Below are 21,174 nucleotides of genomic sequence, written 5' to 3'. Positions count from 1 at the left end.
GGAACCGTGCGGCTCACATGAAACTCATAACTTTGGCTTCATCGAGCGTCGATCCCCGAGAAGCGGGGGCCATCGACCGCCCGCCCACGGCAAGGATGAACCCGCGTGAATCCCATCTCCAGACGCACCGTCGCCGCCGCCGCACTGGTGGTCCTCGGGGCCGGTGCTCTCACCGCCTGCGGTAACCGGACCTCGGACACCGCCGCAGCCTCCGCCGAATCATGTGTGGACACCTCCGGTGACACCATCAAGATCGGGTCGCTGCACTCGCTCTCGGGCACCATGGCGATCTCAGAGAGGACGGTGCGCGACTCGGTCGCGCTCGCCGTGGAGCAGATCAACGCCGACGGCGGCGTGATGGGCAAGCAGATCGAGACGGTCGTCGAGGACGGCGCGTCCGACCCGGCCGTGTTCGCGGAGAAGGCCCAGAAGCTCATCACCAGCGACTGCGTGGCCGCGATCTTCGGAGGGTGGACGTCGTCCTCCCGCAAGGCCATGCTGCCGGTCGTCGAGGACGCCAACGCGCTGTTGTACTACCCCGTCCAGTACGAGGGCCTGGAGTCGTCCCCGAACATCTTCTACACGGGCGCCACGACCAACCAGCAGATCGTCCCCGGCCTCGAGTACCTCAAGGAGCAGGGCGTGGAGTCGATGTACCTCGTCGGCTCGGACTACGTCTTCCCGCAGACCGCCAACCGCGTCATCAAGGCGTGGGCGGAGGCGAACGACGTCGAGATCCTCGGCGAGGACTACACGCCGCTCGGGTCCACCGACTTCTCCACCATCGTCAACAAGGTGCGCACCGCCGATCCGGACGCGGTCTTCAACACCCTCAACGGCGACTCCAACGTCGCGTTCTTCCGCGAGTACACCAACGCCGGCCTCACCGCCGAGAACACCCCGGTGATCAGCGTGTCGATCGCGGAGGAGGAGGTGCAGGGCATCGGCGCGGCCAACATCGAGGGCCAGCTCACGTCGTGGAACTACTACCAGACCATCGACAGCCCGGAGAACACCTCGTTCGTCGAGGCGTTCAAGGCCAAGTACGGCGACGACAGGGTCACCTCTGACCCGATGGAGGCCGCATACACCTCGCTGTTCCTGTGGAAGAACACCGTCGAGAAGGCGGGCAGCTTCGACGTCGCCGAGATCCAGGAGAACGCCGGCGGGGTCAGCTTCGACGCCCCGGAGGGCACCGTGACGATCAACGGGGACAACAACCACATCTCCAAGACGGCGCTCGTCGGGGAGATCCGCCCCGACGGTCTGATCTACGAGGTGTGGAGTTCGGGCGAGCCCATCGAACCGGACCCCTTCCTCGAGGGCTACGACTGGGCCGGAGACCTGTCCGGTAACTGACCTGGTCACAAGCCCACTACCCTCCGCGGCGGCCCCGGCGAACGGGGCCGCCGCGGGGGGTGAATGCAGGAGAAAGGAGCCGGTGTGGACGTCATCATCGGTCAACTCGCGACAGGATTGAGCATCGGTTCGATCCTTCTGCTCGCCGCGCTCGGACTGTCCCTGACCTTCGGGCAGATGGGCGTCATCAACATGGCGCACGGCGAGTTCATCATGGCCGGGTGTTACACGGCCTACGTCATCCAGCAGTTCGTCGCCGCCTCCGGGGCGGGGCTGGCGATCTCCCTCGCCGCGGGGTTCGTGGTGGGCGGGATCCTCGGGGTGATCCTCGAGGTGCTGCTCATCAGACGGCTGTACGCCCGCCCGCTCGACACGCTGCTCGTGACCTTCGGCGTCGGGCTGGTCCTCCAGCAGGTCGCGCGCGACATCTGGGGCGCCCCCGCCGTCAACGTCGAGGTGCCCGCGTTCCTGCGCGGCAACCTGGTGCTGTTCGGCGCATCCGTCCCGTACACCCGCGTCTTCATCTTCCTGCTGGCCATCGCGTGTGTCGCCGCGCTGATGGCGGCCATGCGGTTCACCCCGATGGGGCGGCGCATCCGGGCGGTCACGCTGAACCGTGATCTCGCCGAGAGCTCCGGCATCAACTCCCGGCGCAGCGACCTGACCACCTTCTTCATCGGTTCCGGACTGGCCGGCGTGGCGGGCGTGGCGTTGACGCTGATCGGGTCGACGAGCCCCACCATCGGGCAGTCGTACCTCATCGACGCCTTCCTCGTGGTGGTGGTCGGGGGCCTCGGTCAGCTGCGGGGCGCGGTCATCGCCGCCTTCGCCCTGGGGATCCTCAACTCGTTCTTCGAATACTCCACGACCGCGTCCGTGGCGAAGGTGCTCGTCTTTGTGACGATCATCGTCTTCCTCCAGATCCGCCCGCAGGGGCTGTTCGCCGTCAAGACCAGGAGCCTGGCATGACCGACACCGCCACCCTCGGCACCACCACCCCGGACCCGGCCGAACCGGCCTCGGGACGTCGGTTCCGTCCGCCTCGTCTACCTCTGCCCGGTGCGCTGACCACCGAGGGAGAACGTCCCCGCTGGGTGTTCTGGGCGGCGCTCGCCGTCGCCGCGATCCTCATCTTCGGCGTCGCCCCACTTTTGCTCAGCGAGTTCCGACTCAACCTGTTGGCCAAGTTCTTCTGCTTCGGCATCGTCGCCAGCGGCATCGGGCTGGCGTGGGGGCGGGGCGGGATGCTCACCCTGGGCCAGGGCGTCTACTTCGGCGTCGGCGCGTACGCCATGGCGATGTACCTCAAGCTCGCCGACGCCCGCGATCGCGGTGGGCCCGACGCCCTGCCGGACTTCATGCAGATCGCCGGGATGCGGTCGCTGCCCGGGTACTGGGAGCCGTTCGCCTCGCCGGTGTTCGCCCTCGCGGTGATCCTGCTCCTGCCGCCCCTGCTGGCCTTCGGGTTCGGATACCTGGTGTTCAACCGCAAGGTCAAGGGCGCCTACTTCGCGATCCTGTCCCAGGCACTCGCGGCAGCCGCCGCGATCTTCCTGGTCAGCCGCCCCGAGCTCGGCGGCTCCAACGGCCTCAACCGGTTCACCGGCTTCTTCGGCTTCGCCCTGTCGGACCCGGCGAACCGTCAGATGTTGTACTTCATCACCGGTGGCGCGCTCATCGGGGTGGTGTTGCTGGTCCGGCAGTTCATGCAGTCGCGCTTCGGTGAGCTGCTCGTCGCCGTCCGCGACCAGGAGGAGCGGGTCAGGTTCCTGGGCTACGACCCCGCCCTGGTCAAATCCCTGGCCTACGCGGTCGCCGCCTTCGCGGCCGGGATCGCCGGTGCGTTGTTCGTCCCGATCGTCGGGATCATCTCGCCCTCGGCGATCGGCATCGCCCCGTCGATCGCGTTCCTCATCGGTGTCGCGATCGGTGGCCGGGCCACGTTGCTCGGCCCGGTCCTCGGGGCGATCGGTGTGGCCTGGGCGCAGACGACCTTCTCCGAGGCCTACCCGTCGCAGTGGACCTACCTGCAGGGCGTGCTCTTCATCGTCGTCGTGGGCTTCCTGCCCGGCGGCCTGGCCAGCCTGTTCGTCATCCGCCGGCGTCGCGCATCCACCGAGTCGGGCCGCGCGACCCCCGCCGGCACCGGATCCACCACCACAGAGGAGACCTCATGACCCCCACGGCTGTGGCCACCGGCGCGCGGACGGGACGGACCTACCTGGAGGTCCGCGGTCTCACCGTGACGTTCGACGGCTTCCGCGCGGTCGACGGTGTGGACCTGACCCTGATCCAGGGTGATCTCAAGTTCCTCATCGGGCCCAACGGAGCGGGCAAGACCACTGTCGTCGACGCGATCACCGGACTTGTCCCGGCGACGGGGACGGTCGACAAGACCGGGCAGCCGGTCCTGGGGATGAAGACGCACAAGATCGCCCGCATGGGGATCGGCCGGACCTTCCAGACGGCCAGCATCTTCGAGGACCTCACCGTGGAGCAGAACCTGGACATCGCGGCCGGCTCCGGTCGGGGATGGCTGACCCTGCTCCGCCGCCGCCGGGGACGCGCGACGGTGGTCGCCGAGGCCCTGGAGACGATCGGCCTCGAGCACCTGGCCAGCACAAAAGCCGGGGTGTTGGCCCACGGGCAGAAGCAGTGGCTGGAGATCGGCATGCTGCTCGTCCAGGATTCCGACGTGATGCTCCTCGACGAGCCCGTGGCCGGTATGGGGGCGGAGGAGCGCAAGGCCACCGGTGAGCTGCTGCAGCGCATCGCCGCCGAACGCACGGTGGTCGTGGTGGAACACGACATGGACTTCATGCGGGACTTCGCCACCTCCGTGACCGTCCTGGCGGCCGGGAAGGTCCTCGCCGAGGGCACGGTCTCAGAGATCCAGGCCGACCCCAAGGTCCAGCAGGTGTACCTGGGCACCGCGGCCGCCACGGGCACGGAACTGGAAACCGGCACCGAACTCGAGAAGGAGTCAGGCGAATGAGTGCACTGCTGACGATGTCGGGCGTCCGCGCCGGATACGGCGGGTCCGAGGTCCTCCACGGGATCGACCTGGAGGTGCCCGCCGGCGGCGTGGCCGCTGTGCTCGGGCACAACGGGGCGGGCAAGACGACCCTGCTGCGGGCGGCCGTCGGGCTGCTGCCGTGCAAGGCCGGCCGGATCACCTTCGACGGCCGGGAGATCACCGGACTCAAGCCCCACGCCCGCGTGGCGATGGGGATCGGTTACGTGCCGCAGGGCCAGCAGTCGTTCACCCAGCTCACCACGGCCGAGAACCTGCGGGTCGTGGCCGATGGCCGCAAGGGGGGTAAGGCGCTCATCGACGAGTCCCTGGACCTGTTCCCGGCCCTGAAGGAATTGCTGGACCGGAAGGCCGGCCTGCTCTCCGGGGGGCAGCGCCAGCAGTTGGCGATCGCCCGGGCGCTCATCACCGAGCCCCGACTGCTGGTGCTGGACGAGCCGACCGAGGGCATCCAGCCCAACGTCGTGGCCGAGATCGAGCGGATCATCGTGGATCTGGCCTCCCGCGGTGACCTGTCGGTGCTGTTGGTCGAACAGCACGTCGGGTTCTCGCTGCGTGCCTCGGACGTCTACTACGTGGTGGAGTCGGGACGGGTCACCCACTCGGGTGCCTCCGACGACACCGCCGCCCACGAGGTCGCCTCGGCGCTGGCGATCTGATCCGGGCGGGCCCCTCTCACGCCGGCGCGGGCCGGGCCAGACCTCCCGCGAGCCAGTCCACGAGATCGGCCACGTACTCGCGGTGGGGCGGGGCGGCGTCCGGGGGATCGCACGCCCGCGCCGCGAGCTCGGCGGTGAGCATCACGATGAGCTGCCGGACCCGGTGGCCGGCGAGGTCCCGGCCGCAGCGGGCGGTCGCGGCGGATACCAGCATCTCGAGTTGGTCCTGCAGCGCGGTGCCGGCGACCGGGCGGTCGGTGAGTGTGCGGTCGACCTCCGCGAGCGCCCCGACCTGGGCGATCACCCGGAGGGTGCAGCGGCCCTCGTCGTCGTCCAACAGGTCCGCCAACGGTGACACCACCGCCCGGACGATCTCCGCCAGGTCGGGGGCGGACTGGGCCGACGATGGGGCCGACGACGCCCACCTCTGCAGATCGGCCCGACGTTCGTCCTCCATGCGCAGGACCCCGCGGAGCAGAACGTCCTCCAGCAGGCCCATGCGACCGCCGAAGTGATAGTTGATCGCCGAGTCGTTGCCCTGGCCGGCGTCGCCGACGATGTCGCGGATCCGCGCCGTGCGCCACCCGTCGGAGGCGAAGCGCCGCAGTCCGGCCTGGTACAGGGCCTCTCGGGTGGCGGACGAGCGGGGCCGGGGTGACAGGGAGGTGGAGCGGGGCACCCGCCCGAGTCTAGATCGCCTCTTCCGCTTTTTTAACAGGGAGTGTTAACTGGGTCCATGACCCGCACCGCGCCGCCCGAATCAACACCGCCCGAATCAACACCGCCCGAGTCAGCACCGCCCAGGCCCGGCTTCGATCCGTTCGACCGCGCGCACCTGGCAGATCCGTATCCCGCCTACCGGTGGCTGCGCGAGACCGACCCGGTCCACCACCACCGTGGGGACGGCACCGAGGCGCAACCCGACTTCTGGGCGCTGTCGCGCTACGCCGACGTGGACGCCGCTGTCTGTGACCCGGAGGCGTTCTCCTCGGCCAGTGGCCTGACCTTCTACCGGGACGAGATCGAGACGCTGGGGCTGGCCCCGACCATCGTCATGATGGACCCCCCCGAGCACACCGCGAAGCGGCGATTGCTGGCCAAGGCGTTCTCGCCCAGGCGCGTCGCCGAGACCGAGCCGCTCATCCGCGACTTCGCCCGTGGGCGACTGGCGGAGCTGGCCGGGAAGGACGACGACGACGAGGTGGTCGACCTGCACCGCGAGTTCAGTGCGCAGATCCCCACGCATCTGCTTGCGCACCTGTTCGACCTGCCGGCCGCGGACAGGCCGAGGTTCGGCCCGTGGGTCAGCGCGCTGACGACCCTGCAGGAGGAGGGGTTCCGCCCGGCGGGGCTCGAGGGAGGGGCGGTCACCGCGGTGGCGGAGATGTTCGGATACTTCGGTGAGCTCATCACCGAGCGGCGCGCGGCCCCGGGCGGGGACCTCATCTCGGCGCTGACGCAGGCCGAGGTCGACGGGGAGCGGCTGGACGACTGGGACATCCTCGGGTTCTGCTTCGTGATCGTCGCCGGAGGCAACGACACCACCGGCAACCTCATCTCGCACACCGTCTCGCTCCTGGACGCCCATCCGCGGCAGAGGGAGCTGGTCCTGGCGGACCCGGGACTGATCCCCGGCGCGCTGACCGAGTGCCTGCGCTTCGAGTCCAGCGTGCAGGCGCTCGCGCGGACGACCACGCGCGAGGTGACCGTGGGTGGGGAGACGATCCCGGCGGGGGAGAAGGTGATGATGCTCTACGGGTCGGCCAACCGCGACGAGCGCGAGTTCGGACCCACCGCCGAGGTGCTCGACATCCGCCGTGAGACCACCGGGCATCTGGGGTTCGCCCGCGGCCCCCACTTCTGCATCGGCTCGCACTTCGCGCGGCTTCAGGCGCGGATCGCCGTGGAGGAGCTCTATTCGGCCCACCCGGCCGTCACGGTGGACGGGGGCGGGGCCGTGCGGGCGCTCTCTCCGTTCACCAGAGGGTTCCATTCGCTGCCCGCGACGGGGTTCGCCGCTCCACGGCGCTGACCCGCTCGCCGTGATCGTGCCCGCGGGATGTGTGAGGCCTCTTCGCCCGCGCCCAGGACGAGTTCATCCCTCCGCAACTTGATGCGCCGCCGCCACGGCCGCTGCACCACCAGATACGTGGCGCCGAACGCGCAGATCGCGGCCACCACCGCCCAGGTGGCGGGGGACGAGTCGCGTGGGCCCCCGACCCCGCTGACGACACCGAAGGCGCCCGCGAGCCGACGGGACCAACGCGAGGACCAGGGGGTCGAGCATGGTCAGGCGCCGGGCGGGGATCACCACCGCGTCCGACGTCTCGATCGCCCGCACGGGCCATCCCTCGGTGGTCCGGGGGAGAGCCAGCGCGAGCGCGACCACCCCGAATCCGGCGACGATGAGGGTCAGATCGGCGTCCTCTCCCGGTGCCGAGCCGAACGGCCACCACCGGGCCAGCGACAGGGTGCCGGCAGCGGCCAGGGTCGCGCTCCCGAGTCTGGTCGCCACGATCCGCGGGGTCCGGCCGAGTCCGGGTGTGTACGCCATCGTTCGCCTCTCCACGTCCTGTCGGTCACCTACGCCGCTCATCCCGATCGAGTAGAACCGGTGCGCGGCCCGTGGGTCGTGCACCTACCGCGCGGCGACGCGGTCGACGGGGATCCGGGGCTGATCGGCGGTGAGAACCTGCCGGCACAGTGCTCACATAAGAGTAAGGTCACCACCTGTAGGAGGATGCGCCGTCCCGGGTGGGTCCGCACACTTCTGCACGAGGACTCATCATGGGAACTTCACACGCCACCCCGTCCGGTCCCTCCTCGACCCCCGTCCACGGCCCTCCGCGAACCCGCCCCCTGAACTGGGTCCTGCTCGTCGCCGGGGTCCTCCTGGCCGTGTTCGGCCTCGGCGTGACCGCGGCCGGGGCGGCGATCCTGGTAGCCGACGCCTCCCAGCGAGACGGGCAGTACGCGTTCACCGACACCGACCGACTCCAGACCGTCGGCCACGCCATCACGACAGTGCCCCTGACGATCCATGTCGACGAGGGAGCCACCGTCGGGCCCTACGGTCTCGACGACCTGATCAGCCTACAACTCCGCGCGACCCCGGTGGTCCCCGATCAGGACGTGTTCCTCGGTATCGCGGACGCATCCGACGTCGCTGAGTATCTGGACGATGTCCCCCACGCGGTGATCGGCGACCCAGCCGTGGGATCCCGGGTACTCCGCGGGTCCCACCTACGACTGGGGATCGGGGATGTGGGGATCGGGTCGCGACGCCGAGGCGGCCCTCGATGAGGTGCCCGGCACCCGTGCCCCCGAACCTCCTGCCGACCAGGACTTCTGGGCCCAGTCCACGACGGGCGCAGAGCAGCAGACCCTCACCGTCGACCTGCGGTCCGGCGACTGGGTGGTCGTGGTGATGAACGCCGACGGCTCCCGCCCCGTGTGGGTCGACGTCCAGGTGGGAGCACACACCGAGGTGTTCGGACTCGCCGGGCCCGGTGTTCTAGTCGCCGGACTCGTGGCGCTGGCGCTGGGGCTGCCGTTGATCCTCGTGGCGACCGCGGGGCTGGGCCGGGACATCGACCGAGACATCGACCGGGGCCTCGGCCGGCACGCTGACCCCGACGACCTCCCCGGGCCCGGTGCGGGCGCCCTCCCCGCCGGCGTGGGCCCCGATCCGCTGCGTCTGACCGGGCACCTGGACCCGCAGGTGTCACGCGGAATGTGGTTGATCAAGTGGCTGCTGGCGATCCCGCACTACATAGTGATGGCCCTGCTGTGGTTCGCGTTGGTGGTCACCACCATCGCCGCGGGACTGGTGGTGCTGTTCACCGGCCGCTACCCGCGGGCGTGGTTCGCCTACAGCGTCGGAGTGCTGCGGTGGAACTGGCGCGTGGGGTTCTACGCCTACTCCGTCCTCGGGACGGACCGGTACCCACCCTTCTCGCTGGCGCCGACCGACTATCCGGCCGGGTTGGACGTGGCCTATCCCGAGCGGCTCTCACGCGGCCTGGTGCTGGTCAAGTGGTGGTTGCTGGTGATCCCGCACCTGTTGATCGTGGGCATCCTCACCGGCGGCGGGGCGGCCCTGACCAGAGCCTCGGAGTACGGGGGCGCCGAGTGGAACATCTCGCTGGTCGGCCTGCTCGTGCTGATCGCCGCGATCGGGCTGCTGTTCACCGGCCGCTACCTGCCCCGGCTCTTCGACCTGATCGTGGGTCTGAACCGCTGGGTGTACCAGGTCGGCTCGTACGTGTTGCTCCTGCGCGACGAGTACCCGCCGTTCCGCCTCGACCAGGGTCCGGAGGACACGGGGGAGCCCGTCAGGTAGCGCCGCCGCTGTGGCCCGTCACCATGCGGGCGAGGAGATCGGCGAGTCGGTCGTCGATCTCCTCGCGCTGGTCGGCGGGGATGTCGAGGGCGTCCAGAAGCGTGCCCCGCAACACCGGCCAGGCGTAGACGGCGGTGAAGACGAGGAGCAGTTCGACGTCCCCGGCCGGTGGGGGCGAGGTCATGCGGCGCAGCGCCGCGGCAGGACGCTCGGCCGGGTCGATCATCGGGGGGAACGCGGCCTCCCGGTCCAGGGCCAGCCAGGCCAGGAGCCGGCTGATCTCCGGGTGCGCGGTGGCGCCGAGCAGCATCCCGCGTACGGCCTCGCCCGCGTCGTCCAGGTGCTCGAGCCGGGCGGCCCCGAGCCGCACCGCCTCCTGCATGACGGTGGTCAGCAGGGCGTCCTTCCGTCCGACGTGCCGGTGGATCAGGCCGAGGTTGACGTCCGCCGCCTCCGCGATATCGCGCAGCGGGACATGGGGCCCGCGCTCGGACAGCAACCTGCGGGCTTCGCGGAGCACGGCGGAGCGGACCTCGTCGCGACCGGTCGGGCGGGATCGCGGGGCGCCGTGCCCGCGGGCGGTCGCGGGGTCTGGCGGGAGCGGGCCGGGGTGGCCGTCCTCGTCGTCGTCGGACCGGTTCTCGCTTTCCATCCCCAAACTGTACACAACTGACTACAGTCGGCCTGACGGGTGTGGACTGACGCGCCCTCTCGCGAGAAAGGCCCACGATGACCACCACCGACCGCCGCGACGACATCGACGCGATCAAAGCCCTGAAGTACCGCTACCTGCGCTGTGTGGATCTGCGGCTGTGGGACGAGCTCGCGGAGACGCTCGCGCCCGAGGTCTCGGCGTCCTATGGCAGGCGCCTGTCCTTCACCGGCCGCGACGAGGTGGTGACCGGGCTGCGGGAGCAGATGACCGACGACGTGATCACCGAGCACCAGGCCCACCACCCGGAGATCGAGGTGGACGGCGACACCGCCACCGCACGCTGGTACCTGCAGGACCGGGTGATCGTCCCCGCCTTCGACACGATGATCATCGGGGGTGCCTTCTACACCGACACCTACGCACGCCTCGACGGTCGGTGGGTCATCACCAGCACCGGCTACACGCGCACGTACGAGGCGATGATCGACCTCAAGGACATCCCGAGCTTCACGCTCACCGACAACCACCTCGCGCCCGCCGACGGCGGTGAGGGCTCCGGGCGAGGGTGATCTCCCTCGTAGCCGAACCCCGGCCCGACTCTCACGCACTCCCGCACCGACCCCCGGAGGAACCCATGACCGACACCGCAGCCCAGCACAGCACCACAGCGCAGCACAGCACCACAGCGCAGCACGACACCACAGCGCAGCACGGCACCACCCGCGAGGACCGACTGGCCGGAAAGGTCGCCATCGTCACCGGCGGCGGGCAGGGGGTCGGCGAGGGCATCGCCCTCGGTCTCGCCGAATCCGGTGCCGCGCTCCTGCTGGTCGGGCGCCGGATGCGCAAGCTCGAGCGGGTCGCCGAGATCATCCGCTCGAACGGGGGCACCGCCGAGTGTCTGGCCGTCGACATCATCACCGACGGTGCCCCCGAGGCGATCATCGCGACCGCCGTGGAGAAGCTGGGCGGGGTCGACATCCTGGTCAACAACGCCAACATGGCCATGCCGCTGCCGCTGTCGGACTACCCGGACGACGAGTTCCGCAAGGCCTTCGAGGGCGGGCCCCGCGTGACCTTCAGCCTGATGAAGCTGGCCCGGCCCGAGATGGCCAAGCGCGGAGGCGGGACGATCATCAACCTCGTGACCGCCGCCGCCGTCCGATGGGACGCCGCGAACTACGGCATCTACTCCGCGGTCAAGGAGGCCATCCGCGCGCTGACCCGCGCCGCCGCCTACGAGTGGGCTTCCGAGGGCACCCGCGCCCTCAACATCGCGCCGCATGCGCACAGCCCCGGGTTGGACTGGTGGATGGAGAACAACCCCGAGGAGGCCCGCGAGTTCGTCTCGAGCATCCCCGCCGGCCGTGTCGGCGACCCGCTGAGCGACATCGGTCGCCCCGTGGCCTGGCTGTGCTCGGATGAGGCCTCGTACCTCAGCGGCGCGACCATCCCCCTCGACGGAGGACAGTCCCGCTGGGGCTGACCTCGCGCACACCCCCGGGCGAGCAGTCCCCGACCGCGGCCGACATGGGGCACCATGAGCAGCGCCGGTCACCCCGATCCCAGTGGCACCCCACTGCCGTCGGGATCCCGCCGGCCGTACCAGCCCTGACGGTGCTCAGCCCCGAGTAGCTGAGGCGGCCAGGTCGGAAGTGGAGGCCCGGTGCAGCACGGATCCGATGATCGCACTGCCGATTCGAACACCGCCGAACCGAGCGCCGCCGACGTGGCAGCACTCTCCGAGCGGTCCGGTGGCACCGTGGAGGCCGGGAAGACCAGGGGCGCCAAGACGGTGATGATCGAGATCGCCGAGAAGATGATCAGTGAGCGAGGCCTTGACGGCGTCTCTATGCGCGACGTCGCGACGGCGGCCGGCCAACGCAACAACTCGGCGGTCCAGTATCACTTCGGTAGCCGCGACGGCCTGATCCTGCAGGTGCTGCGGCGGCGCATCGTCTCCCTCGACGCCGACCGCAGGCAGCGCCTGGCCGCGGCCGACGAGCAGGGCCTGGGTGAGGACCTGCACACCCTCGTCGGGGTGCTCTTCGGCCCCATCGTCGACCTCCTGCGCTCCCACCCCGAGGCCACGCACCACGCGCGGTTCCTGCAGAGGGTCGGCCCGGTCATGGCTCCCGGCATCCCGGAGGCGGATCCGCGGACGGCGGCCGACGACGTGGTGGTGCGGCTGATCGACGTGCTGTCCCACCTGCCGCGGCGGGTGGCGTTCGAGCGCATCGACCTGGCCACCCAGATGTTCACCGGCGCGTTGGCGGTCTACGAGGACCGCCGAGACGCCCGCAACAGCGTGGTCAACGACCGGTTCGAGGTGGTGGTGGCGCACCTGTACGACATGATCGAGGCCGCCCTGCGCGCCGATGTCGGGTCGCGGGACTGAGCGGTCCGCGGACCGTCCCGGATCCGTCGTCGGACCCCGTTCTCAGACCCGTCCGCGCAGCAGCTTCCGGAAGTAGAGGATCGGCTGGAGATAGCGGTCGAACGCGTACGTCGAGCGCCTGGGGACGGTCAGGTCGATCCCGGGGATCTCGGGCGCCGGCCGTCCGTCCCGGTCGTGCTCGGCCAGCATCAGGCGGTCCCGGCCCACGGCGATCGGGATGATCGTGTAGCCGTCGTATCGCGACCCCGGACCACCGTCCCGGGCCGCGCGGAGGTTGTCGGCGACCACCGCCACCTGGGGACGTAAGGCCCCGCCGGACGGGCGGGTGCCGGCGGCGGCGGCGTCGCCCAGGCCCCAGACCGAGTCGACGCGGGCGTGGCTCAAGCGCTGGGGATCCACCTCGACGAGCCCGGCTTCGCCCCCGTCCGACAACCCGGCCCGGGCGATGAACTCCGGTGCCCGGCTCAGTGGCGTGACGTAGGCCAGGTCGACGTGCTCGATCGTCGTGGACACGGCGCCGGCCAGGGTGACGGTGCGCGCGTGGTGATCCACGGCGGCGACGTCGGACCGCTCGTGGACGGTGATGCCGTACTCCCGGACGAGTGGGAGCAGGTGCGAGTCGCACGGTTCGAGTCCGAGCAGACCTCCGAACGGGGTGACCAGGTGCACCTCGATCCGGTCGAGCACCTTCTCGCGTCGCCACCGGTCGCACGCGAGGAACATGGCCTTGAGCACGGTCCCGCCGCAGGAGGCGGGCTCCGGCGGTACCGAGAACACCACGGACCCCTCGCGGAGGCGGACCAGCGCGGCACACGCGCGACCGGCGTACTCGGGCACGTGGGCGGATGCCGCCCACCCGGCGACGTACGCCTTGTCCAGCCCGGGGATCGCGTCCCACCGCGGGGTCAGTCCGGGGCAGATGACCAGGTTCTCGTAGCCCACCGTGGGGCCCTGTTCGCGCGGACCGAGCGTCACGGTCCGGGCATCGGTGTCCACCCGCCCGGCGGGGTGGGGCAGGAGCTGTACACCGGAGGGGACGACGCTCGTCATCGCCCGTTCGTACCGCCTCATCTGGGCCAGGCCGGCGGCGGCGTAGTTGAGCATCGGCCTGTACCGGTGGACGGGGGCCGGGTCGACGAGCGCGATGCTCTCTCGACCGTCCCGGCGCAGGCGCGCAGCCAGGGAGATCCCGGCGTTGCCCGCTCCGATGATCACGGTGTCGAACGCGGCGGACATGGGTCAGACCGTCACTGCGTAACCCACGAGCCCGATGACCAGAAGAAGGACGATGGCGACGATGACGATGATCGGGATGTACGCCCCCTTCTTGGACGGGGACGGGGTGGGGCTCTGCCGTTCCATCGGCCCCTGCTTCTCGGTGGCGCTGTCGGACTGCATCGACGTCGAATCGGAGTCCGGGGTCTGCGGGCCGTCGGGCGAGCCGCCGCTGTCGAGATCGGGGGTCTGGCCGGGGTCGGGGTCGGAGGGCCGTGCGTGGGTCATGAGGCGCCTTTCGTAGCGGTGGGTCCACCACGCTATGGCGTCACCCGGACGCCCTCCACCGGTCGGGCCGGTCTACTCCGTGGAGCCCACCAGCATCGTCGGCGTGACCCCGAGGTTCGCGACGTCCGCCGCCAGCGCCCGGCCCTCCTCGGTGGACATCGCGGTCCCCATCGCCTCGGAGTCCGCGAAGGACAACTGGGCCATCAGATGGAACCCCGGCGCGGAACCGTCCGGGCCGGGGAAGAAGCGCGTGACCTTGGTGTCCTCGAGGCCGGGAACCGCGCGGGCGAGGGGGATGTGTGTCCCGAAGTAGTGCTCGTCGAACTTCTCGACGTCGTCGGGGGTGGCGTAGAGGACGGTGAGGGTGATCAAGGGGGGTCCTTTCCAGAAAGTGCTCATCTCCGGTCGTCCGGGTGCACCGGAGATGATGCCGTAATCGGCCGGGTTCGTGGCGGAACCCGCGCGTACGGTGGTCGGCAGACAGGCCCGCCGACCCGAGTCGTGTCGTGGTCTGACTCGTCATCGACGTCTCCCCGAGAGGACCGGCCCACCCATGACCTCCATCACCACCGTCGACCGCGGCCCCCGCGTCGTCGCCCGGCGCGTCGTCGTCAACGCCCCCGCCGACGAGCTCTTCGCCCTGGTCAACGATCCCACGAAACACGGGCTCGTCGACGGGTCGGGGACCGTCCGCGACAACGTCACGGGCCCGGCCGCCCTGTCCGAGGGGGCGACGTTCACCACGAAGATGCGCATGTACGGCGTCCCGTACCGCATCACCTCCACCGTCACCGAGCACGTCGATACCCCGGTGCTCAAGGTCGTCGAATGGGCGCATCCCGCGGGACACCGCTGGCGGTGGGAGTTCACCCCGACCGCGGACGGGCGGACCGAGGTCACCGAGAGCTTCGACAACCGTCAGTCGAAGATCGGCAGGGTCATGGAGCGCGTCGGGATGGCGCGGAAGAACGCGGAGGGGATCACCCAGACGCTCTCGCGGTTGGCGGCGAAGTACGACTCGGCCGGCTGACGATCCGCGGGAAGTACTGGACGTTCGTCCAAGTTAGGTTTACGGTGGTCGGACCCCACGTTCGGTCCCGCAGAATCGAGTGCCCCATGACCACCGCTCACAGGCCCCTCGGGGAACGCGTGCTCCGCCGCGTCATCCGCCTCATCGGCGCGGCGCCCGCCCCGGTCCAGCGGCTGATCGCCGGGCCTCCCATCCGGGTGGACGGGCAGGAACTCGGGCTCGAAGCCCAGGTGGGCACGCGGCTGTTGAACCTGGGGGTGTCGGAGACCTTCGAGCAACTCCCGCTGGAACGGGGGAGGGAACAGATCGCGGGAGAAGCCTTCGTCTTCGGTCACCAGACCCCGGTCGAGACCGTCCGTCCGCTCACCATCCCCGGCCCCCACGGCCCGATCCCCGCCCGGCTGTACCGGCCAGCGGGGATCGAGGGGCCGAGCGCCGCCCTGGTCTATCTCCACGGCGGCGGGTGGGTCCTGGGAAACCTCGACTCGGGGGACTCGGTGGCCCGATTCCTCGCCGCGCACACGCCGCTGACCGTCATCTCGATCGACTACCGGCTCGCCCCGGAGCACCCGTTCCCCGGGGGCCTGGAGGACGTCCTCGCGGCGTTCGCGCACATCGTCGGGCACGCCGAGGAGTATGACCTGGACCCCCGGGCCATCGCGATCGGCGGCGAGAGCGCCGGCGGGAACCTCGCCGCGGTGGCGTCGCTGCACCGGGCACCCGGGTGGACCCCGCCGGCCATGCAGGTGCTCTTCAACCCGGTGACGGACCTGTCCACCAAGCACCGGTCCTACGAGCTGTTCGGTCGCGGGTTCTTCCTCACCGAGGCCCAGATGGACTGGTACAAGTCCCACTACCTCACCGAGCCCGACCAGGCCCTGGACCCGCGCGTCTCGCCCCTCCTCGCCGACGAGCTCGGCCACGCGCCGCCGGCCTATGTCGTGGTGGCCGGATTCGACGTGCTGCGCGACGAGGGCGAACGCTACGCGGCCGCCCTGTCCGAGGCGGGCGTCGACGTGACCCTCCGACGTCACAGTGGCCATGTGCACGGCCTGATCAACGCCACGGGCGTGGGCCACGCCGCCCGGGACGCGCTGCTCGAAGCGGTGGGCGTCCTCCACACCCGCCTGGTCGCGCGCACCGCCACCGACCTGTCCCCCGGGGGCGAGGGGTGAGCGCCGGCGTCGACGTCATCGTGGTCGGCGCGGGACTGGCGGGACTCACCGCCGCGCGGCGGCTCGTCGAGGCGGGACGTACGGTCCGTGTGCTCGAGGCGCGGGACCGGGTCGGCGGACGCACGCTCAACCACGTGCTCGACGACGGACAGGTGGTCGAGGCGGGAGGGCAGTTCGTCGGGCCCACCCAGGACCATGTGCTGGGGCTCGCCGAGGAACTCGGGGTGCAGACGTTCCCCGCCAACACCCTCGGCGACACGGTCTACGTCCACGGTTCGCGCAGTCGACGGTTCCGCGGCGACATCCCGCCGGACCGCCTCGCACTCGCCGACATCGCCCTGGCGACCACCCGACTGGGCCGCACGAGTGGCGAGATCGATGTGGCCGCGCCGTGGGAGCACCCCGACGCGCGCCGCCTGGACGAGCAGAGCCTGGCCACCTGGCTGCGCCGCGGCGCGATCGGTTCCGGCGGCGTCGAGCTGGTCGAGGTCCTCCTCGGGTCGGCGTTCGGGGCGGCGGCGTCCGAGACCTCCGCGCTGTCCGCCCTGGCGTACATCGCGGGTGCGGGTGACGAGATCCACCGCGGCACGCTGGACCGGATGATCAGCGTGGCCGGTGGTGCCCAGGAATCCCGGTTCGTCGGCGGGTCGCAGCTGATCTCGCACCTCATGGCCGAGGAACTGGGAGACGACGTCACCCTCGGCGCCCCGGCCCGGCGGATCGAGCACCACGCCACCGGGGTCACCGTCACCACCGACGCGGGGGTCTTCCACGGTGATCAGGTCATCGTCGCCGTCCCGCCCCACCTCGCGGCCGAGATCGAGTGGAGCCCGCAGTTGCCCGCCCACCAGGACGCGCTGTTCCGCAGGATGACCTTCGGCACGCTCATGAAGTGCGAGGCCGTCTACGAGCGCCCGTTCTGGCGGGAGGACGGACTCTCCGGTCAGGGCGTCTTCCGTGGGGGCGGCCAGCCGGTGTGCTCGATGTTCGACAACACCCCGCCGAGCGGGTCGCCCGGGATCCTCATGGGATTCGTCGGGGGCGCGGGGTGGCGGACGTGGGCTCCACGGTCCGCGAGGCAGCGGGGCGGAGCGGTGCTCCAGAGCTTCGCCCGGGTGGTGGGCCCCGCCGCACTGGCGCCCGTGGGGTACTTCGAGAAGGACTGGACCGCGGAGCGCTGGACCCGGGGTGGCCCGACCGCGGTCCTGGGCCCCGGGGTCCTCACCACGCTCGGGCGCTGGCGCGACCGGCCGCTCGACAGCCCGCCCAGCACCCCGCACAGCAGCCCGCACAGCCGTGTGCACTGGGCCGGCGCCGAACACTCCGACTACTGGAACGGCTACATGGACGGAGCCGTCCGCTCCGGACAGGCCGCCGCCCGCGCCGCGATCGCACACTCAGGAGGACTCTCGTGACCCGTCTGACCGTCTCCGTACAACAGCGACTGGCCGCCCCGGTCGAGGACATCTGGGCCGTCATCGACGACACCGCCCGGTACGCCGAGTGGGTCGACGGTGTCCTGGAGGTCACCGCCCACCACGGGACGGCGACCGTCGGCGAGACCTACTCCGAGCACAACCGGACGCTCGGGCCGCTCACGACGCGGTCGGTGTGGACGGTCGGGACGATCGAGCCGCACTCACTCAGGGTGGACTCCGGGACCGGTTTCGCACCGCTGCACGACATGGTCAACACCTTCCGCTTCGAGCCGCTCGGCACGGCGGCCACCCTGATGACCTACAGGGTCGACTGCCGGGTCGGACTCGGCCCCCTCGGTCGTCTCCTCGCCCCCGTCCTCAGGTCATCGCTCACCGGACAGTTCCACCGGTCCATGGCGACGCTCGAGGACGTGGTGCTCGCCGAACGCGGCATCGACCAGGCCGGTGGATGATGACGACGACGGGGTCGCCCCGGGCAGGTGAGCAGTCGTCACGGGGTCGCGAGGAGGTCGCCGCGACCGCCAGGCGGTTGGCCGCTGAGGGCGTGCTCATCGGCACCGCCGGCAACGTCTCGGCCCGCGTGGGCGACGGGCTGGTCGCCGTGACGGGCACCGGGGTGGTGCTGGCCGACTGCCACGCCGACGATGTCACCGTGGTGGACGCGACCGGGGAGCACGTCGACGGCCGACTTGCGCCGACGTCCGAGCTCGGCCTGCATCTGGGCATCTACGCCCGCACGCAGGCGCAGGCCGTCGTCCACACCCACGCCCCCTTCTCCACCGCCGTCGCCTGCGTGGCCGGGATGGACGCGCTGCCCGTGCTCCACTACCAGCAGCTGCTGCTGGGCGGGGAGATCCGGGTGGCGCCCTACGCCACGTTCGGCACCCCTGAGCTCGCCGACCTCGTCGTGGACGCCCTGCGCGACCGGCAGGCGGTCCTCATGGCCAACCACGGCTCGGTGGCGGTGGGATCCTCCCTCGACAAGGCCCTCGACAACGCACTGCTGCTCGAGTGGCTGGCGGCCCTGCACGTCCGCGCGAGTGGGATGGGCACGCCGCGGGCCCTCACCGGGGCGCAGCAACACGACGCGGTCGTCCAGGCGATCACCCTCCAGTACGGAACCACCAAGGAGCACCCGCAATGACCGACATCTCCTCCATGACCATCGCGACGGTCGGGGTGCACGTTCTCGACGTCCACGCGATCGGGATCGACTCCATCCCGGAGGGCTCTGCCGGCGCCCTGGTGGACACCATCGCCTTCTCCCCGGCCGGCACCGCCGGGGGCACGGCAGTGGTGCTCAGCCGGCTGGGGGCCGGGGTCCGCAGCATCGGCGCGGTCGGCGCCGACTCCATCGGACGCACCCTGACGGCCCTGCTAAGCGACGAGGGCGTGGACATCGGTGGGCTCGTGACCAAGACCGATGCGCAGACGTCGGCGTCGGTGATCCCCGTGCGCCCCAACGGGGACCGCCCGGCGTGGCACTGCATCGGCGCGAACGGCGCGTTCACCCTGGACGACCTCGACGACGACGCGCTCGAGGGGCTCACGCACCTGCATCTGGGCGGGCCCGAGTTCCTGGGCGGCCCGGCGGCGGGCGAGCTGCTCGCCCGTGCCCGCGGCAAGGGGATCACCACGTCGGTCGACGTGCTCGCCGACGGCGACCCGGGCATGCTCGAGTGGATCGCCGACGCCCTGCCGCACGTGGACTACCTCCTGCCCAACGACGACCAGGTCCGCGGCTTCACCGGCGCCGAGTCGCTGGCGGAGGGGGCGCGCATGCTGATCGAGCGGGGGGTGGGGTGCGTGGCACTCACCGCGGGCGCCGACGGCGCGCTCGTCGTCACACCGGACGAGGCCCTCGCGGTCCCCGCCTTCCCGATCGACGTCGTCGACACCACCGGCTGCGGGGACTCGTTCTCGGCCGGCTTCCTGGTGGGGCGTCATCTCGGTCGCGATCTGCGGGAGTCCGCGGTGCTCGGCTGCGCGGTCGCGGCGCAGGTTGCCCAGGGGCTCGGCACCACCGCAGGCAGCTACGACCTGGAGTCCGTGGTCGAGTTCGCCCGATCGACGTCGGCGGGCTGAGCCAGGCGGGCTGAGCCAGGCGGGCTGAGCCCGGCGGGCTGAGCCCGGCGAGCCAATCCGTGACGCGATTGGCTGACCGCGACGCGAACGGCTGACCGCGACGCGAACGGGCCGACCCCCCTGGGTGTCGTGATGGGGGAGTCGGCCCGTCGTGCTCGGCCGAGTGGCCGGAGGTCTTCTGCCGGTGTGGCAGATCAGGCCACGCCGGTGCCCTCGTCGGCAGCCGGCGAGGTGTTGGTGCCACCGTCGTTGATCTCGAAGCGGGTCCACTCACCGTCCATGTCGACCTCCATGGCGTATCCGAGGGCGTCGTCGGGCACCTCCACCGTCTTGAACCAGTCGTAGGCCTTGGTGTCGTCGGCGAACTCCTTCTCCTCGATGACGTTCTGCTCGGGATCGATCACGCGGTAACGGGGCATGCCCACTCCTTCGGTTCGGTTGACGTCTGTCGTGCCCGCATTGTGGGGGATCCCGGGACCGCTCGCATCCGGTCGCCGGAGGCGTACGGTCGGGAGTCCAGACGACCAGGGAGGCATACGTGACCACCGATCCGACAGTTCAACCCTCTGACCAGTCCGGGGATCCCGTGCTCGTCGACCCGACGGCGAAGTACCAGATCGAGGTGCCGGTTCAGCAGCAACCGGTTCCGGGGTTGGCCTCCGAGTTGGATCCGCCCGCCGACCACGGTGAGGACACGTACGTGGGCCACGGTCGGCTCACCGGGCGGCGGGCGCTGATCACCGGCGGTGACTCCGGGATCGGCCGCGCCGTGGCCATCGCCTATGCGCGGGAGGGCGCGGACGTGGCGATCGGTTACCTGCCCTCGGAGCAGTCCGACGCCGACGAGGTGGCCGAGCTCGTGCATGCGGCCGGCCGGACCTGCGTCCTGCTCCCCGGCGACGTCGGGGACGAGGCCGTCGCACGCGGAATCGTCCGCGACGCCGTCGCCGGTCTCGGCGGGCTGGACGTGCTCGTGCTCAACGCCGCACGGCAGACCTTCGTCGAGCACCTCGAGGACCTGACCTCGGAGCAGTGGGCCGAGACGATGAACGTCAACATCTCGGCGCCGTTCTGGATGATGCAGGAGGCCCTGGGACATCTGCACCCCGGGTCGAGCGTGATCTTCACCTCGTCGGTACAGGCGTACACCCCGTCGCCGGGTCTCGTGGACTACGCCACGTCGCGCGCGGCCGTCAACACGATGTCCAAGTCGCTCGCGCAGCAGCTCGCACCGCGTGGCATCCGCGTCAACGCCGTCGCGCCCGGGCCGTTCTGGACGGCGTTGCAGGTGAGCGGCGGTCAGAAGCCCGAGAAGCTGCCGACCTTCGGGCACAAGAACCCGCTGGGCAGGCCCGGACAGCCGGTCGAGATGGCGGGCGCCTACGTCTACCTGGCCTCCGAGGAGTCCTCGTACACCACCGGCAACACGCTCTCGGTCACCGGCGGCGCCCCCACTCCCTGAGCCGGCCCAACGCAGCCGCACGCCGGGATGGCG

At 70.7% G+C, this 21,174-nt stretch carries 25 protein-coding genes; 18 read left to right on the top strand and 7 right to left on the bottom strand.

Annotated features, from left to right (window positions below; genetic code table 11):
* Positions 1–105 precede the first annotated feature (105 nt).
* The 5 genes from urtA (at position 106) to urtE (ending at position 5,052) form a co-directional block, all read left to right on the top strand.
* Positions 106–1,359, top strand: a complete 1,254-nt coding sequence (gene urtA, locus H483_RS34645; protein ID WP_017837968.1) for an urea ABC transporter substrate-binding protein — start codon at positions 106–108, stop codon at positions 1,357–1,359.
* 84 nt (positions 1,360–1,443) lie between these two features.
* The gene (gene urtB, locus H483_RS34640; RefSeq protein WP_017837967.1) at positions 1,444–2,328 is read left to right on the top strand and encodes an urea ABC transporter permease subunit UrtB; all 885 of its coding nucleotides are present in this window, start codon (positions 1,444–1,446) and stop codon (positions 2,326–2,328) included.
* Positions 2,325–3,536: an urea ABC transporter permease subunit UrtC gene (gene urtC / locus H483_RS34635; RefSeq protein ID WP_017837966.1), complete on the top strand. Its 1,212-nt coding sequence runs from the start codon at positions 2,325–2,327 to the stop codon at positions 3,534–3,536. Before urtB ends, urtC begins: the two co-directional genes overlap by 4 nt.
* Positions 3,533–4,354 (top strand): urea ABC transporter ATP-binding protein UrtD, encoded by an 822-nt coding sequence (gene urtD / locus H483_RS34630; RefSeq protein WP_017837965.1) that lies wholly within the window; start codon positions 3,533–3,535, stop codon positions 4,352–4,354. The genes urtC and urtD overlap by 4 nt, the downstream gene beginning before the upstream one ends.
* A 5-nt stretch (positions 4,355–4,359) precedes the next feature.
* On the top strand, positions 4,360–5,052 hold the full coding sequence (gene urtE / locus H483_RS34625; RefSeq protein WP_031265115.1) for an urea ABC transporter ATP-binding subunit UrtE: 693 nt from the start codon (positions 4,360–4,362) through the stop codon (positions 5,050–5,052).
* 16 nt (positions 5,053–5,068) lie between these two features.
* Here urtE and H483_RS38255 read toward each other — a convergent pair whose 3' ends face one another.
* Positions 5,069–5,731 (bottom strand): TetR/AcrR family transcriptional regulator, encoded by a 663-nt coding sequence (locus H483_RS38255; RefSeq protein ID WP_017837963.1) that lies wholly within the window; start codon positions 5,729–5,731, stop codon positions 5,069–5,071.
* Between the two features lie 57 nt (positions 5,732–5,788).
* Between H483_RS38255 and H483_RS34620 the strand changes: the two genes are divergently transcribed.
* The gene (locus H483_RS34620; RefSeq protein ID WP_017837962.1) at positions 5,789–7,084 is read left to right on the top strand and encodes a cytochrome P450; all 1,296 of its coding nucleotides are present in this window, start codon (positions 5,789–5,791) and stop codon (positions 7,082–7,084) included.
* 63 nt (positions 7,085–7,147) lie between these two features.
* On the opposite strand, the gene H483_RS34615 is transcribed toward H483_RS34620, so the two are convergent.
* Entirely contained in the window at positions 7,148–7,606 is a 459-nt protein-coding gene (locus H483_RS34615) for a hypothetical protein (RefSeq protein WP_017837961.1), read from the bottom strand.
* Between the two features lie 233 nt (positions 7,607–7,839).
* On the opposite strand from H483_RS34615, the gene H483_RS39905 reads away from it, so the two are divergent.
* Together H483_RS39905 and H483_RS34610 are read left to right on the top strand one after the other, a co-directional pair.
* Positions 7,840–8,355, top strand: a complete 516-nt coding sequence (locus H483_RS39905) for a hypothetical protein (RefSeq protein WP_052308388.1) — start codon at positions 7,840–7,842, stop codon at positions 8,353–8,355.
* The gene (locus tag H483_RS34610; RefSeq protein WP_052308387.1) at positions 8,315–9,394 is read left to right on the top strand and encodes a DUF4389 domain-containing protein; all 1,080 of its coding nucleotides are present in this window, start codon (positions 8,315–8,317) and stop codon (positions 9,392–9,394) included. Before H483_RS39905 ends, H483_RS34610 begins: the two co-directional genes overlap by 41 nt.
* Here the strand turns inward: H483_RS34610 and H483_RS34605 are convergent.
* Positions 9,387–10,046: a TetR/AcrR family transcriptional regulator gene (locus H483_RS34605; RefSeq protein ID WP_017837960.1), complete on the bottom strand. Its 660-nt coding sequence runs from the start codon at positions 10,044–10,046 to the stop codon at positions 9,387–9,389. The two genes, H483_RS34610 and H483_RS34605, sit on opposite strands and share 8 nt — an antisense overlap.
* 77 nt (positions 10,047–10,123) lie before the next feature.
* Between H483_RS34605 and H483_RS34600 the strand changes: the two genes are divergently transcribed.
* From H483_RS34600 to H483_RS34590, 3 genes are all read left to right on the top strand, one after another.
* The gene (locus H483_RS34600; RefSeq protein WP_017837959.1) at positions 10,124–10,618 is read left to right on the top strand and encodes a nuclear transport factor 2 family protein; all 495 of its coding nucleotides are present in this window, start codon (positions 10,124–10,126) and stop codon (positions 10,616–10,618) included.
* Positions 10,619–10,683: 65 nt separating this feature from the next.
* A complete protein-coding gene (locus tag H483_RS34595) occupies positions 10,684–11,535 on the top strand; it encodes an SDR family NAD(P)-dependent oxidoreductase (protein ID WP_017837958.1) in 852 nt (283 codons plus the stop codon).
* Between the two features lie 180 nt (positions 11,536–11,715).
* Positions 11,716–12,447, top strand: coding sequence for a TetR/AcrR family transcriptional regulator (locus tag H483_RS34590; RefSeq protein ID WP_017837957.1), 732 nt, complete (start codon positions 11,716–11,718; stop codon positions 12,445–12,447).
* A gap of 42 nt (positions 12,448–12,489) precedes the next feature.
* Here the strand turns inward: H483_RS34590 and H483_RS34585 are convergent, their stop codons facing one another.
* From H483_RS34585 to H483_RS34575, 3 genes are all read right to left on the bottom strand, one after another.
* Positions 12,490–13,683, bottom strand: coding sequence for an FAD-dependent oxidoreductase (locus tag H483_RS34585; protein WP_017837956.1), 1,194 nt, complete (start codon positions 13,681–13,683; stop codon positions 12,490–12,492).
* A 3-nt stretch (positions 13,684–13,686) separates the two neighbouring features.
* Complete coding sequence (locus tag H483_RS34580; protein ID WP_017837955.1) at positions 13,687–13,950, bottom strand: hypothetical protein; 264 nt, start codon at positions 13,948–13,950, stop codon at positions 13,687–13,689.
* 72 nt (positions 13,951–14,022) lie between these two features.
* A complete protein-coding gene (locus tag H483_RS34575; RefSeq protein ID WP_017837954.1) occupies positions 14,023–14,322 on the bottom strand; it encodes an EthD family reductase in 300 nt (99 codons plus the stop codon).
* A 181-nt stretch (positions 14,323–14,503) separates the two neighbouring features.
* Here H483_RS34575 and H483_RS34570 point away from each other — a divergent pair, with 181 nt between their 5' ends.
* From H483_RS34570 to H483_RS34545, 6 genes are all read left to right on the top strand, one after another.
* Positions 14,504–14,980 carry an SRPBCC family protein gene (locus tag H483_RS34570; protein WP_017837953.1) on the top strand — a complete coding sequence of 159 codons (477 nt, stop codon included), beginning with the start codon at positions 14,504–14,506 and terminating at the stop codon, positions 14,978–14,980.
* 86 nt (positions 14,981–15,066) lie between these two features.
* Positions 15,067–16,155 (top strand): alpha/beta hydrolase, encoded by a 1,089-nt coding sequence (locus H483_RS34565; RefSeq protein WP_017837952.1) that lies wholly within the window; start codon positions 15,067–15,069, stop codon positions 16,153–16,155.
* On the top strand, positions 16,152–17,570 hold the full coding sequence (locus H483_RS34560) for an FAD-dependent oxidoreductase (RefSeq protein WP_017837951.1): 1,419 nt from the start codon (positions 16,152–16,154) through the stop codon (positions 17,568–17,570). Before H483_RS34565 ends, H483_RS34560 begins: the two co-directional genes overlap by 4 nt.
* Positions 17,567–18,046: an SRPBCC family protein gene (locus H483_RS34555; RefSeq protein ID WP_017837950.1), complete on the top strand. Its 480-nt coding sequence runs from the start codon at positions 17,567–17,569 to the stop codon at positions 18,044–18,046. The genes H483_RS34560 and H483_RS34555 overlap by 4 nt, the downstream gene beginning before the upstream one ends.
* On the top strand, positions 18,046–18,738 hold the full coding sequence (locus tag H483_RS34550; protein WP_017837949.1) for a class II aldolase/adducin family protein: 693 nt from the start codon (positions 18,046–18,048) through the stop codon (positions 18,736–18,738). Before H483_RS34555 ends, H483_RS34550 begins: the two co-directional genes overlap by 1 nt.
* Complete coding sequence (locus tag H483_RS34545) at positions 18,735–19,679, top strand: carbohydrate kinase family protein (protein ID WP_017837948.1); 945 nt, start codon at positions 18,735–18,737, stop codon at positions 19,677–19,679. Before H483_RS34550 ends, H483_RS34545 begins: the two co-directional genes overlap by 4 nt.
* A 194-nt stretch (positions 19,680–19,873) precedes the next feature.
* Here H483_RS34545 and H483_RS34540 read toward each other — a convergent pair whose 3' ends face one another.
* A complete protein-coding gene (locus H483_RS34540; RefSeq protein ID WP_017837947.1) occupies positions 19,874–20,098 on the bottom strand; it encodes a hypothetical protein in 225 nt (74 codons plus the stop codon).
* Between the two features lie 119 nt (positions 20,099–20,217).
* Between H483_RS34540 and H483_RS34535 the strand changes: the two genes are divergently transcribed.
* Positions 20,218–21,141, top strand: a complete 924-nt coding sequence (locus tag H483_RS34535) for an SDR family oxidoreductase (RefSeq protein WP_017837946.1) — start codon at positions 20,218–20,220, stop codon at positions 21,139–21,141.
* Positions 21,142–21,174: the final 33 nt, after the last annotated feature.

The sequence above is a fragment of the Dietzia sp. UCD-THP genome, assembly GCF_000349585.1.
In the GTDB taxonomy this organism is placed as follows: Bacteria; Actinomycetota; Actinomycetes; order Mycobacteriales; family Mycobacteriaceae; genus Dietzia; species Dietzia natronolimnaea_A.
Note: the sequence above shows the minus strand (reverse complement) of the source record. Positions and strands in the feature narration are given on the sequence as shown.

What these genes read in the sequence shown, in the direction of transcription:
- H483_RS34595 (WP_017837958.1), top strand. Translation starts at nt 10,684, where the DNA reads ATGACCGACACCGCAGCCCAGCACAGCACCACAGCGCAGCACAGCACC.
- H483_RS34605 (WP_017837960.1), bottom strand. Translation starts at nt 10,046, where the DNA reads ATGGAAAGCGAGAACCGGTCCGACGACGACGAGGACGGCCACCCCGGC.
- H483_RS34580 (WP_017837955.1), bottom strand. Translation starts at nt 13,950, where the DNA reads ATGACCCACGCACGGCCCTCCGACCCCGACCCCGGCCAGACCCCCGAT.
- H483_RS39905 (WP_052308388.1), top strand. Translation starts at nt 7,840, where the DNA reads ATGGGAACTTCACACGCCACCCCGTCCGGTCCCTCCTCGACCCCCGTC.
- H483_RS34565 (WP_017837952.1), top strand. Translation starts at nt 15,067, where the DNA reads ATGACCACCGCTCACAGGCCCCTCGGGGAACGCGTGCTCCGCCGCGTC.
- urtC (WP_017837966.1), top strand. Translation starts at nt 2,325, where the DNA reads ATGACCGACACCGCCACCCTCGGCACCACCACCCCGGACCCGGCCGAA.
- H483_RS34570 (WP_017837953.1), top strand. Translation starts at nt 14,504, where the DNA reads ATGACCTCCATCACCACCGTCGACCGCGGCCCCCGCGTCGTCGCCCGG.
- H483_RS34600 (WP_017837959.1), top strand. Translation starts at nt 10,124, where the DNA reads ATGACCACCACCGACCGCCGCGACGACATCGACGCGATCAAAGCCCTG.
- H483_RS34610 (WP_052308387.1), top strand. Translation starts at nt 8,315, where the DNA reads ATGTGGGGATCGGGTCGCGACGCCGAGGCGGCCCTCGATGAGGTGCCC.
- H483_RS34545 (WP_017837948.1), top strand. Translation starts at nt 18,735, where the DNA reads ATGACCGACATCTCCTCCATGACCATCGCGACGGTCGGGGTGCACGTT.
- H483_RS34550 (WP_017837949.1), top strand. Translation starts at nt 18,046, where the DNA reads ATGACGACGACGGGGTCGCCCCGGGCAGGTGAGCAGTCGTCACGGGGT.
- H483_RS34615 (WP_017837961.1), bottom strand. Translation starts at nt 7,606, where the DNA reads ATGGCGTACACACCCGGACTCGGCCGGACCCCGCGGATCGTGGCGACC.
- H483_RS34620 (WP_017837962.1), top strand. Translation starts at nt 5,789, where the DNA reads ATGACCCGCACCGCGCCGCCCGAATCAACACCGCCCGAATCAACACCG.
- urtD (WP_017837965.1), top strand. Translation starts at nt 3,533, where the DNA reads ATGACCCCCACGGCTGTGGCCACCGGCGCGCGGACGGGACGGACCTAC.
- H483_RS34540 (WP_017837947.1), bottom strand. Translation starts at nt 20,098, where the DNA reads ATGCCCCGTTACCGCGTGATCGATCCCGAGCAGAACGTCATCGAGGAG.
- H483_RS34585 (WP_017837956.1), bottom strand. Translation starts at nt 13,683, where the DNA reads ATGTCCGCCGCGTTCGACACCGTGATCATCGGAGCGGGCAACGCCGGG.